This window comes from Clostridium beijerinckii (genome assembly GCF_008705175.1).
GTDB lineage: Bacteria > Bacillota > Clostridia > Clostridiales > Clostridiaceae > Clostridium > Clostridium beijerinckii.
The window spans coordinates 1,575,366-1,589,307 of sequence record NZ_CP043998.1; the positions used below are offsets into that span (position 1 = coordinate 1,575,366).

8 protein-coding genes are annotated in these 13,942 nt (G+C 28.2%); 4 read left to right on the forward strand and 4 right to left on the reverse strand.

Translation table 11 applies throughout. The annotated features are described in order from the left end of the window. Positions 1-267: 267 nt before the first annotated feature. Positions 268-2,283, forward strand: coding sequence for an ATP-dependent helicase (locus tag F3K33_RS07150; protein ID WP_039772095.1), 2,016 nt, complete (start codon positions 268-270; stop codon positions 2,281-2,283). Positions 2,284-2,377: 94 nt separating this feature from the next. Here F3K33_RS07150 and F3K33_RS07155 read toward each other — a convergent pair whose 3' ends face one another. The 3 genes from F3K33_RS07155 to F3K33_RS07165 form a co-directional block, all read right to left on the reverse strand. Continuing rightward, positions 2,378-3,373 carry an arabinose ABC transporter substrate-binding protein gene (locus tag F3K33_RS07155; RefSeq protein ID WP_039772097.1) on the reverse strand — a complete coding sequence of 332 codons (996 nt, stop codon included), beginning with the start codon at positions 3,371-3,373 and terminating at the stop codon, positions 2,378-2,380. A gap of 66 nt (positions 3,374-3,439) precedes the next feature. Then, entirely contained in the window at positions 3,440-5,065 is a 1,626-nt protein-coding gene (locus F3K33_RS07160; protein WP_039772099.1) for a response regulator transcription factor, read from the reverse strand. A gap of 59 nt (positions 5,066-5,124) precedes the next feature. Continuing rightward, positions 5,125-6,864, reverse strand: coding sequence for a sensor histidine kinase (locus tag F3K33_RS07165; RefSeq protein ID WP_039772100.1), 1,740 nt, complete (start codon positions 6,862-6,864; stop codon positions 5,125-5,127). Positions 6,865-7,314: 450 nt separating this feature from the next. Here F3K33_RS07165 and F3K33_RS07170 point away from each other — a divergent pair, with 450 nt between their 5' ends. After that, positions 7,315-9,057 (forward strand): solute:sodium symporter family transporter, encoded by a 1,743-nt coding sequence (locus tag F3K33_RS07170; protein WP_039772102.1) that lies wholly within the window; start codon positions 7,315-7,317, stop codon positions 9,055-9,057. Between the two features lie 501 nt (positions 9,058-9,558). Here F3K33_RS07170 and F3K33_RS07175 read toward each other — a convergent pair. Continuing rightward, positions 9,559-10,188, reverse strand: coding sequence for a hypothetical protein (locus F3K33_RS07175; protein ID WP_017211503.1), 630 nt, complete (start codon positions 10,186-10,188; stop codon positions 9,559-9,561). 266 nt (positions 10,189-10,454) lie between these two features. Between F3K33_RS07175 and F3K33_RS07180 the strand changes: the two genes are divergently transcribed. Both F3K33_RS07180 and F3K33_RS07185 read left to right on the forward strand, forming a co-directional pair. After that, on the forward strand, positions 10,455-12,548 hold the full coding sequence (locus F3K33_RS07180; protein WP_039772105.1) for a cell division protein FtsA: 2,094 nt from the start codon (positions 10,455-10,457) through the stop codon (positions 12,546-12,548). A 153-nt stretch (positions 12,549-12,701) separates the two neighbouring features. Continuing rightward, on the forward strand, positions 12,702-13,883 hold the full coding sequence (locus tag F3K33_RS07185; protein ID WP_039772107.1) for a M20 metallopeptidase family protein: 1,182 nt from the start codon (positions 12,702-12,704) through the stop codon (positions 13,881-13,883). Positions 13,884-13,942: the final 59 nt, after the last annotated feature.

The following is a 13,942-nucleotide window of genomic DNA, read 5'->3' on the forward strand; positions in this document are numbered from 1 at the left end:
TTTATTTTATAATTATCGTTTAATCCATTATAAATTAAAATGCATAAAACTATTGTACATCTATAAGAGTTTGATTACAATATAGTTGCTTATAACTTAAAATCAGACATATATTAATTTTTTGAATTTAAGTAGAAAATATTCAGTATTATGAGAGAAAATGAAATTCATACAGTAAATATGGAAAGAATTTAAAATATGTAAGTCTTATATAAAGAAATTCATAAATGCTGAAATGTAAATAGGAATGAAAGAAGGAGCATTACAGTGGGGTACGATCTTGATAAATATCAGATGGATGCAGTAAAGGCAGAAGAAAAAAATGTCTTGATAGTTGCAGCACCTGGATCTGGAAAAACTACGGTTATAATAAATAGAGTTGATTATCTAGTAAAGCATAAAAGAGTAGCTAATGGAAATATAATAGTAATTACATTTACAAAAGCTGCAGCGCAGAATATGAAGAATAGATATGTATCTAAATTCAATACGAACAGTTCGCCTTTTTTTGGGACATTCCATGGCTTATTTTATAAGATACTTTTGAGATGTGGAAGAAATATCGACATAGTTGATGGGGCCGTTGTTCACAAAATAGTTAGTAATATTTTAGGTAAGTACTTTGATGAAGTTAATGAAGATAAAATTAAAGAAGCAATAAATAACATTTCTTTGTATAAAACTTCAAGAGTTCCTCTAAATGAATTTAAGCCATCAATTGCAAAAGAAATTTTTGAAGAAGCATTAGAAAAATATGAAGAATATAAAAAAGAACACAACAAAAGAGATTTTGACGATCTAGCTATAGAAGTATTAGAATTGCTAAAGAATGATAAGAATATGTTGTTGTCTTATAGGAAATTATTCAAGTATGTTTTAGTTGATGAGTTTCAAGATTGTGATGAAATGCAAATAGATTTTTTAAGGTTAATAAATGATGGGGAAGATAATAATCTTTTTGCAGTGGGAGATGAAGATCAATGTATTTATTCTTTTAGAGGGTCAAAGCCAGAGTATATGGTTAACTTTGATAAAATATTTATGGGTGGGAAAAAATATTATTTATCTATAAATTATAGAAGCAGAATGAATATAGTTGATAAATCAAAAACTGTAATAGCGTATAATGAAAAGCGAAATAATAAAGAAATAAAATGGAATAAAGAGTGTGATGGCATTGTTAAGTGGTTTAATCCATATAATGAAAAGATGCAGGCTGAAAGTTTGACTGATATAGTTATAAATAATAAAACTTTAGGAATTAATTATGAAGATAATGCAGTATTGTATAGAACCAATATAGAGTCTATGTCTGTTATTGATGTATTAACTAAAAGAAAGATCCCATTTACACTGCTTGATAGAGAATATAATTTTTTTGAGCATTTTATTTGCAGGGATTTAATATCATATTTAAGATTAAGTGTAAATGAATTTGATAGAAATAGCTTCTTGCAAATAATAAATAGGCCTTTCAGATATATAAGTAAGGGAAATTTATTTTATATAAAAAATTATGATAGAGAAGAGAGTCCATTTACTATAATTATTAGCAAAGAAGATACACCACCATTTCAAAAGAAAAAGCTTGATGAGTTAAGGAAAGATATAAACTATTTAAATAAGATATCTTTATCATCAGCAATTGCATATATAGTAATGGATTTAGGATATAGAGATTATCTTCAGGAATATGCTAATAAATTTAATCAAAGTTTTGAGGATTTAGAAGATATAATAGAAGAATTTAAATTATCAGCAGAAGGATATAAAACTATATTTGAATTTCTAGAACATATAGAGGAAGTAAAACAAAGTATAGAGGAAAGTAAAAGAAAAACTAAGAGAGAAGGAGTTATCTTAAGTACTATACATGGCGTGAAAGGAATGGAGTTCAAAAATGTCTATGTTATAAATTGTGTAGAAGAAACTATACCTCATGCATCAAGTATAAAGGAAAATATTGAGGAAGAACGAAGATTATTTTATGTTGGAATAACTAGGGCGATAGATAACCTGTATCTATTTTCTCCAAGGAGCAGGAAAGGTCAATTTAAGGATGTTTCGAGGTTTGTTGTAGAAGGAAAATTAAATGATATGCCTGTTGATACTTATGGATACGAGATAGGAAATAAAGTAGCCCATAGAACTTATGGTATTGGAGAAATCGCAGGATTTGATGAAAATGACAAAGATAAGATTAAATTGAAGTTTGATGATGGACTTTTTAGGAGTTTTTCCTTGAAAATTTTGGTTGATAACAATTTGATATCAAAATGTTAAATTAAAAAGATAATAATTAAATTTAAGTTGGTGGAACTCCATTCATGTAACAGTTGAGAAATTATTATGTGAATGGAGTTATTTTATTGTTAAATTATTTGATCACAAGACTTTTATAATTATCCTTTGTAATCACTTTATCTTTTACCAAATATTTATCAGGAATATTTTTATTAAGCAAAAGGTTCTCCATAAGTTCCTGAGCTGCAATTTCTCCAACTTCTGTAGCACTTATGTATGCAGACGCTATAAGAGGAGAGTTTTCTTTTTGAAATTCATCCTTTGCTACATATCCACCTACCCCTACAGCAACAGCATTTTCTGCAAGACCAGATTGATCCAGTGCTTTTATTGCACCAATGGTGCCAGCTTCATTTGCAGACATGACAAACCAATTCTTTATATTTTTATTAGACGTTATAGTTGATGCGGCAGAATAAAAACTTTTTTCTGATTGTCCATTATATTCGGCTTGAAAAATATTTTCTCTTGGAAAGCTTGGAAGTCTATCTTTAAATGTTTCTAACTGTCCTTCAGTTCTAGGTATGCAGCTAGATACAGAATCCATTGACATAAGCAGAAGTCCTGAAGAATTAGGATCACTTAATTTATTATTCTTTTCTAAATAATCTACCATGAGACTAGTCATATCCCTTCCAATTTGATTAGAATCTATTCCAACAAATGGTGCAATATAATTACCTTCATCATCAGTAAGAGGATCGTCGCAGGCTATAACAGCAATATTTGACTTCTTACATCTATCTATAGTTATCTTACTTAATTTTTGATCAGGAACGCATATTAATATACCATCTACTTTTTGAGTGATTAAATTATCCAAAGCAGATAAATACACATCAGGATTCATTTTAGCATCTATAGTAATTACATCTTTAGCCCCCATAGCTAAAGCCTTATTTTTAGCAGCCTCACTTTCTTCCTGAAACCAAGCTTCATCTAAAGTTTTGTAAATAACGGCAATAACTAAATCAGATTTTTTGGAACTCTGTTTAGAAGTTGTAGTATCACAAGAGAAAGCAAAACTAGATAAAATTATTATTGCAGCTAAAAGTATTTTCTTATTCATGTAAATATAAATTCCTTTCAAAATTTTTAAAATGTATATTTGGAGTAGTTATAAGCCATTACCCAACTATAGATTTTTAAAATAAGAGTCTCTAAATTGGTTCGGAGTGATACCTGTAACTTTTTTAAATAAAATACTAAATTGTTGAGGACTATTAAATCCAAGTTTGTCTGATATTTCATAAAGCTTATAGTTAGTTGATAAAATTATTTCTTTAGATTTGTCAATTCTAGCTTTTAAAATATACTGCGTAACATTTTCACCTGTTTCTTCTTTAAAGATTCTGCATAAATAAACTTTATGGACATTAATGTTTTCTGCTATATCTGTTAGACTAAGAGATTGATTAAAGAGATTTTTGTTTATGTAATCTATGGAATCAGCAACCTTTTTACTATATTTATTTTTAAAAGAGTTATTAAAATTAATATTTATTATTTTAGTAAAGATCTCAATAAACCATCCGCTCATTTCTTCAACGGTTTCTTTTGTTGATAATATTTCTATAGGTAGGTATGAAGTTGAAAAAATATCTTCATAAGCTATAGAATATCTATTACAGGTTCTTACTACTAAATCTAGGAGAGAGGAGTTTATATAATTTAGATAATTAAACTGCATAAATCCTCGTATATCTTTATCATATAAGTGAGTTAACTCTGATTTTAAGTTTTCAATATTATTTTGTTCAATAGCTATATTAATGGCATTAATTCTTTTTGCTAAAGTATCAGTATCTAAATCTAAATTTTTTACAAAGGTATTATTTAAAATTATAGTATCATTGCCTAGGAATACCTTCATTTTAGAAAGTTTAAATGCTTCATCAAAGTATTTCTTTATTTTAAATGGCTTTTTAAATGTTGAGCTCACACTTATTGTTAAGCTGATATTATGCATGAGGGAAATCCTTTTTCTTATTTCCTGTGCTAAATAATAACACTCATTTATTATATCTGCTTCACTAATGGTTGGCGTCAAGCGTACAATAGCTGTGAATTCTCCATTTTCACTATAAAAGCATTCACCAATATTGAGTTCTTCGATGGTTTCAGAAATATTTTTTATTATTTCGTTAAGGGTCTTTGTATAGAAATTCTCATCTTCTATATATTTAAAAAAGTTATCTATCTGGATAAGGAAAAGAACAAAAAGTTTTCCGTTTAGATTAAGGTTAAGGTTTTCAATGAGGTTATAACAATCATCTTGACTTATATCATTAAATATAAGCTTTCTTAGTGCAATATCCTTATTTTCCTTTAGGAAGTTTAAAAGTTTATGTTCTTTTTTTATTTCACTCTTTTTTATAGTTATATTATCAAGATCAGTTTTAGTTTTTGCTAATATTCCATATAGATCATTAGGTGTTATTAAATCTTTTATCAAGTAGTCTGTTACGCCCATTTTCATGGCTCTTTGCGCATACGTAAAGTCCTCATAGCAGCTTAGTATTAAAAATTTTTGAGATTTATTTATTTTCTGTACTTCTTCTATTAAATCTAAACCATCTATAATAGGCATTTGTATATCTGTAATAATAAGATCTGGTTTTATATCAGTATATTTGTCCAGTGCGTCTTTACCATTTGAAGCGCTATATACTATTCTAAAATCAGTGTATTCCCAATTTATGATGCACAAGAGAATTTCTCGTGCAGGTATTTCATCGTCTACAATCATTACTTTATACATGCTATTTGCCTCCTTTTTTAGAATTAAGGCACACTGACTTGTTATTTCCCGAATGTGCTCTAGTAAATGTATGGAATATTGAATTCTATACAAGTTCCAATTCCTGTTTTGCTATATACTTTTAAGTCATATTCGCTTCCAAAATATAGTCTGAGTCTTTCGCTTATGTTATCTAGGCTTATACCATTAAAGCCTTTGTGAGTTGATTTTCTCTTACTAATTCCTACGCCATCATCGATAACTTTTATTTTTATAAAATCTTTTTGTGGCAATATATCTATTTTTATAGTCCCAGCACAACCTTTAGGTACTATTCCATGATAAAGAGAATTTTCAATAAGTGGCTGAAGAATAAGTTTGGGCACTAAACAGTTATTCAATTCTTCAGGAATATTACATACTAGTTTAACTATATCTCCATATCTATACTTCTGTATCTTCAGATAATTTTGAGTGCATGTAAGTTCATCTTTTAACGTTATAAGCTTTTTACTTGTTGATATGCTTTGTCTTAGCAGACCATTAAATGATTGAATAAGTTCTCTTATTTCATTTTGATTATTTTTTATAGCCAAATAGTTTATTGTATTTAGTGTATTATGTATAAAATGAGGATTTATCTGTGATTGCAGTAAATCCAGTTGGGTTTTCATGGATTCAACTTCAAGCTTTTTGTTTTCCTCTTCTTCCTTATAGATTTGTTCAATTAGATTTTTTATATTGTAAATCATTTTATTAAAACTAATTATAAGATACTTAAGTTCGTCTTCGGTTTTGGATTCTAGTTTGTCTGGCCATTCTCCATTTTCAAACTTATTCATTGCTTTTGTAATATCATATATAGGATCTGTAATTTTCTTTGAAGTAAAGTGGCTGATAAAAAGCACAACTGCAATACTAAAAATACCAATACAATAAATTAACCATCGAATAGAATCAAGGTTTCTGGTTAAAGAGTCCAAAGATATTAATCCAATGACTCTCCATTCTGGATATGCTTCTATAACACTATTAAATTCCATATACTTTACGTTATTAACATTTACAGTATCATTATTAACTTTTTCAAGCATTATATTGTCATAATCAATATTTCCTATTTTATAAATCAGATTACCATTTTTATCAACAATAAAAGTGCTATCAAAGACTCCATGGCAGTAATCATCTATGTTCATAAATAAATTCTTTTTCTTTATATTGATCATAAGGTAGCCGATAAGGGAGTAGTTTTCTTTATCCAAATACCTAGAAAAATAAGTTATAGTTGTTCTTTTTTCATAGTCGGCATTCTCATAATTAAATGGAAAAGTATTAGGAGAAGAAAATTTATTTGAATATCCACTTTCAATAAAGTTGTCCAATTCTTTATTTCCATAAATTAATTCATTATAAGGATATTGTGAATAAAGAGGATCCATTATTTTTTTATCTGTTGTTAAAGGAATTATAGAAATTATATAGTTACTCCATTTACAATATTCTGAAAGAGTATTAAAAAATTCTGCATTATTTTCTGGAGTTGCAGAGTTATTTCTATTAACTTTAGACATATAATCATAAATATTTTTATCATTTTCAATCATATAAGAATCATGTCTTATAGAATCTAAATTTTCATTAAGGATTTTAGAAATTACAGTTATTTTCTCAGTAGCAACGTTATTATATTGTTTAATTATTTCTTTAGAAAAAATAGAACTTATAGAGGACGTAACAGCTAAAGTTAATCCAAGTATTATAATTGAAAAATATATAGTTATTCGATTTCTTATCTTTGTGATTTTTTTTACCTTCATTGATCATCACCATAGGAAATTATAGCACTAAGAGTATAGGAATTCTAGTGAAGGTATGTACTTAATAGTGGATTTAAATTTATGTACTGGATAATTATAAATTAAAGATGTGGTGTAGAATATATCTTAAATTAAAAATGATGAATATTTTTAATTGAGTACTGTATAGAAATCGGAGTAAAGAAATGTTTATTATTTTTTAAAACCAACTATGAAAGAGGGATATATAAAATTTATTTTTAATTAAGTTAATATTTTATAAGAAAAGTTAATAAATGAGATTTTTATAATGGAACGATTTCAATATAATGTGATTAACGATTACAGAAAACAATAACATACTGTAGTTTACGGAAATATGAACAGTTTATATTTAGAGTACTTATTAAAATCAATTGTGGAATTCCATGTGAGATGTAAACGTTCGTAATTTTAAAGGAGGAAAAAAGCATGTTAACCGTTATTTCATTTTTATTTTGTATCGTATTAGTAGCAACAATTACGTATCGTAAGCTAAAGGGGCAAAAAAATAATTCAAAAGATTCTTATTTCTTAGGTGGACGTAGTTTGACAGGTGGTGTGATAGGGGCATCTTTATTACTTACAAATTTAAGTGCATCTAATTTTGTAGGTATGAGTGCTCAAGCTTACTCAAGCAATATGAGTGTTATGGGCTGGGAAGTTGGCTCTGGTATTACTCTTGTAATTGTAGCTTTATTTTTACTTCCAAGATATTTAAAACAAGGGGTTACAACCGTGCCTGATTTTCTTGAAGAACGTTTCGATTCAGGTGTTAAAAAGATAGTTTCAATATTATTTTTATTAGGTTATGTTTCGAATCTACTTCCAATAACTCTTTATTCTGGTGCTATTGCATTGGCTCAAATATTTAACGTGCAAGAAATGTTTGGTATAAGCTATACAGCTAGCATTTGGATTATGGTTTGGATTATCGGTATAATAGGATTTATTTATGCTATACTTGGTGGATTAAAAGCAGTTGCAGTATCAGACACATTAAATGGTATAGGATTAGCTATTGGAGGATTAATAGTACCTATATTTGGAATAATATATTTTGGTCATGGAAGCTTTTCAACAGGATTATCAAATATATTAGTTAATCATTCAGATAAATTCAATGCTATAGGAACATCACAAGATCCTATACCTTTTGGAACTTTATTTACAGGAATGCTTTTAGTTAATCTTTATTATTGGGGAACTGATCAAGCAATCATTCAAAGAGCATTAGCAGCTAAAAATTTAGCAGAAGGGCAAAAGGGAATAATTTTTGCAGGACTTTTAAAAGTATTAACACCATTAATAGTTATAGTACCAGGAATAGTAGCTTTTCATATATATGGAGCAGGTGTTGAAAATCCAGACTTATTATATTCAAGACTAGTAAACGATGTATTACCAAAACCTTTAATTGGTTTCTTTGCAGCAGCTATGTTTGGATCAGTATTAAGTGTGTTTAATGGAGTGTTAAATAGTGCGTCAACCTTATTTGCATTAAATGTATATAGTCCTGTATTTGGAAAAGGAAAGTCTGATAAGGAAATAATATCAAAGGGTAAGATATTTGGACTTGTGTTAGCTATAATTTCAATGACTATAGCACCATTTATAATGTATGCACCACAAGGATTATTCCAATACTTGCAAACAGTAAATGGGTTCTTCAATGTGCCTATATTCACAATAGTTTTTATAGGATATGTAACAAAAAAGGTACCGGCTATAGCAGCAAAAATATCAATAATATTTTTTGTATTAACTTATGGAACACTTCAATTAATAATAAAACCAGAAATGCATTTCCTTCATCAATTAGGAATCTTATTTGTAATCACATGTATGATTATGCTAATTATTGGTAAAATAAAACCAAGAGAAAAGGAATATGTGTTAAAAGACAATAAAGTAGTAGATATTAAGCCATGGAAATATCGTTATGAAGCTTGTGGAGTAGTATTATTCTTGATGGTATCAATGTATGTTGTTTGCTCAAGATTAGGATTTGCCAGTGGAAATGGAATAGGAATTAGAACATTGGTACCTATAGCTGTAATTGCAGTAGTAATGTATGGATTAGTGAAAGTAGTCAAGGCAAGAGGTCTGAGAAAGAAAGCGGGAGATAATGCAGAGTTAGTTTACAGAAATTCAGTAGAGAAATTGGATTTTTAACTAAAAAGTCATTGGGGATTTAGTATAGATGAACATATTTAATCCTAATTATGTATAAGCAGAAATCATACTTAAATAATGATTTAGTAAGTCGATAAAGTTAGTATTATTATATGAGTTTCTGCATAATATATTATACCCATATAATTTTAAACATCTCTTCAGATAAAATCTCCCACCTTATTTATTTAAGGGGGAGATTTTAGACTTTTCATTAACACTTTATTTAGAACAATAAATGTTGCGAATTAAATGATTAATGTTCTCATATAATATTAACATCTTTTTAATATTTATTTTCTTTTAACATTGCTTAGCTCCTTTATGGGAGCTTTGTATTTATTATAATAAAAGCACAAAAGCTAGAAAGTTAAGTACTTTCTAGCTTTTATATATGTTGTAATAATAAACTTACATTTAAAATTCTAATAATCCAAGTGCTTAATTTAAATAATAATGTAGGGATTAAATTGTAGTATATATACATTCTAAAATATTAAATTATTTACGTCTTATAAATATAAACAAATCATACTTTTTTGAAAGTATGGAGTATGAAAGAAAGCTAATAACACCAGTTACTAATGTTAATACTAAACTATCAAGAAATGGAAAGGTGACAGCTAAAGAAGGAATTTTAGTCTTTAGAAAAGACATAATCATAAATGGAATTAACACAATTCCAAAGATTAATAAGGAGCGAAGCTTAGAACTGGATGTTTCCTTATGTCTTAAAATAGTATTTGAGATGAAATACCCTATAGATATTAGAATACAAGTAATTAAGGTGCTCATTAATACTCCTTTTTCAAATAAAACATCTAGTAAAGTAAAGAAAAAAACTAGTATTGAAAAAGTAAATATTCCTTCAAGTACTTGTTGAATAGCAGACACTGAAGAATTATACTCATAAATTAACTTATTACAAAACTTATCCAGATCTTTGTTGCATTCTAATTTTTTTGTTGGAACCTTCTGATTTTGAGCTGTAAATACAATATCAAAAATTTGTTTTTCTATATTTCTTGGTAATAAAAGGCTAAAGTTATGTTGCATCAAACATGCTTGTATAGCATGATAGGTCTCTAAGTAGTTATTTTTTAATAAAGATATGTTAGGTCTACTTTGCATGTTATCCCCCTCTTAAAAACTAATTATTTTAATTTGGTATACATTTGTTTCTATAGTTAATCATTTTTATGTATTAAAATCACGGCAATTACACCTTCTACCATTTTAGCAGAGGGAAGTTAATAAGTAAATAAGTTGAAGTAATGCAAAATTGTGAACAAATATTTTAAGTCATTGTATGTAATTGGCTTATAATATATAATTTATAGTATATTTATGCAGGAGTTAAAAATATAAATAAAACAATAAAGGTTGGTTGTGTTTATATGGAATTAAAAAGATTTAATCAAAAGGATATAATTTTTGCCTTAGATATAGGAACTAGGTCAATTATAGGTACAGTAGGAATAGTAAAAGATAAGAAGTTCCAAGTTGTATGCGAGAAATATTTAGAGCATGAAGAAAGAGCCATGGTGGATGGGCAAATACACGATATTAATTTAGTGGCATCTGTTGTTCAAAAAGTTAAGAATTATCTCGAAGATGAACTTGAAATACAGCTAAATGAAGTATCTATTGCGGCGGCAGGTAGATTTTTAAGAACTATTGATGTAAGAGCAGATATTGAGCTTAATGATGATGAAGAAGTTAATAAAGAAATCATAAGAAGTCTTGAATTGAGTGCTGTAAAAAAGGCAGAGGAGCAGATAGCTTCTACAACTGAAGGAAAACTATATTGTGTTGGATATTCAGTTAGAAATTTCTACTTAAATGGATTTTTAATATCTAATTTATTAGGGCATAAGGGAGAAAATATAGGTGCAGAAGTTATAGCAACTTTTTTACCTAGATCTGTAATTGATTCACTTTATGCAGTAATGAATAGGGTTAATTTAAAGGTTGTAAATTTGACTTTAGAGCCGATAGCTGCTATGGAAGCTGCTATACCTAAAAATTTAAGACTGCTTAATATCGCGCTTGTAGATATAGGAGCTGGAACTTCGGATATAGCCATAAGTTCTAAAGAAAGTATATCTGCATATGGAATGGTCCCAATGGCTGGAGATGAGATTACAGAAACTATTGTTCAAGAATATTTAGTAGACTTTAATACTGCTGAAAATATAAAAAGATCTATAGTAAAAGAAGAAGAAATAAAATATATTGATGTTCTGGGTATGGAAAATATAATATCATCAGAAAGTGTATACAAACTAATTGATTCTATTGTTATTAAGACTGGAGAAGAAATATCTAAAAAGATTTTAGAATTAAATGGGGGCAAGGCTCCAAGTGCTGTATTTTTAGTAGGAGGTGGAGCTCATACACCCGGAATTTTAGAGGCTATTGCTGATAAATTAAAATTACCACCTCAAAGAATAGCTATTAAAGATAGGCAGGCAGTGATAGAGTGTGTTTCAGATAATGATATGGGATCATCAGGTGTAACTGTTCTAGGAATAGCTTTAACAGCAATACGTAGTATGGGAAATGATTTTATTGATGTTATTTTAAATAATGATCCAATTAGTTTATTTAACTCCCATAAACATACTATAATGGATGTATTGCTTCAGGCAGGAATAAATCCATCGCTACTTATAAGTAAAAATGGTAAAAGTGTCAGGTTTAACTATAATGGATGTAAAAGAATTGTTTTTGGTGAATATGGAACTAATGCAAAGATCAGAATAAATGGAGAGGAAGCAACTCTTGAAACAGAAGTTAAAGCAAATGACAATATAATACTAGAATACGCACAGAATGGAAAAGATGCATCACCTAAATTATCAGAAAATATAAGAAACATAAATTCAGTTTCTATTTATTTAGATGATAATATTATGAATATAGAACCTGTAACGCTTGTTAATGAGAAAAGAGAAGAGTTAGATTATATAATAAAAAATGGTGATGAAATAAGAGTATTCTTACCATGTAAAGTTAATGAATTTAAGAAGTATATATTAAAAGAAGAGGTAATATTACTAAAAGGTGGAGAATACTTAGAAGATAATTATGAAATTTTAGAAGGTGATCACATTGTAATTAAAGCAATGGATTCACATATAGGACATGAAGAGGCTGCTAAGGTAAATGATAGGGAAGATTATGTAGATGTGATAGAAAGCGAAAATATAGAAGGTTGCAATGAAGATAGTGAAAATATTAATTCAGATAAAATCGAAATAGCAATTGGTAGAGAAGAGTTTAGAAATATAACAGTTAATATCAATGGAGAAAATATAGTATTGAAAGGAAAAGTTCAATATCTAATAGTAGATATATTTGAATATATAGATTTTGACTTAACAGTTCCAAAAGGAATAATTAACTTGAATTTAAACGGGGAAAAGGCACCATACACAGCAAATATAAAAGATGGAGATATAATAGAAGTTTTTTGGAGTGATAATTAAAGTTTATTATTTCTTAGAGCTAATATTTTAAATTTAGGCATATTCAAAATTAAAATAAGTCGATATACGAATTTATTTTGTACAATTGGCATAGTGTATTCTTTAAATATGCTTAAAAATCTAATTATTATTAAATATGGAGGGATTAGAGAAATGATAGATTTTAAAAAAGAAGCTAATCTTATAAAAGACGAACTTATAAAAATAAGAAGGGATTTACATGAACATCCAGAACTTGGATTTGAAGAGGTTAGAACATCTAAAGTAATCAAGGATTTTTTAGAATCTAATAATATTCAGTATATTGAAGTAGCAAAAACAGGTGTATGTGGAATTATAAAAGGTACAAAAGAAGGAAATAATAAAACTATAGCCTTAAGAGGAGATATTGATGCACTTCCTATTAAGGATATGAAAACTTGTGAATTTAAATCAAAAATTGATGGAAGAATGCACGCTTGCGGACATGATGCTCATACAACAATACTTATGGGAGCAGCAAAGTTATTAAATAATAATAAAGATAAGTTTTCTGGTACAGTAAAGTTATTATTTGAACCTGCTGAAGAAACTACTGGTGGAGCTACGCCTATGATAAACGAGGGAGTTTTAGATAATCCAAGAGTTGATTGTGTTATTGGGCTTCACGTTGATGAGGAAACAAAATGTGGCACTATAAAAATAAAAAAAGGTGTAGTTAATGCAGCTTCAAATCCGTTTAGTATAAAGATAACAGGTCAAGGCGGTCATGGAGCATCACCTCATACTACTGTTGATCCTATTGTTATTGCCAGTCACATTGTAGTAGCACTTCAAACAATAGTAAGCAGAGAAATATCACCAGTTAATCCGATTGTTATAACTGTTGGTACATTACATGCAGGAACTGCTCAGAATATTATCCCAGGAGAAGCTACCCTAAGTGGAATGATTAGAACCATGACAAAAGAAGATAGGGCATTTGCAATAAAAAGATTAAATGAAATTGTAAATGGGATTGCAGTTATGTCAAGAGCTAAAGCAGAAGTAAAAATAGAAGAAAGTTATCCTTGCTTATATAATGATGATGAGTTTGTAGATTTAATAAGTGATAGCGCAAATGAAATTTTAGGAAAAGAAAATGTTTTAGAACAAAAAGCGCCTAAAATGGGAGTTGAAAGTTTTGCTTATTTTGCAAATGAAAGACCAAGTGCATTTTATTTTTTAGGTTCAGGAAATAAAGAAAAGAATACTACTGAGCCAGCACATAGTAATTTGTTTAATATAGATGAGGATTGTCTTCCAATTGGAGTTTCTATTCAAGCTTTGGCAGCATTTAATTATTTAACAAAGTAATAGTATTATTTTGCGATTTTATGTAAAATAAATTGACAATATGTTTAAAAAACTAGATA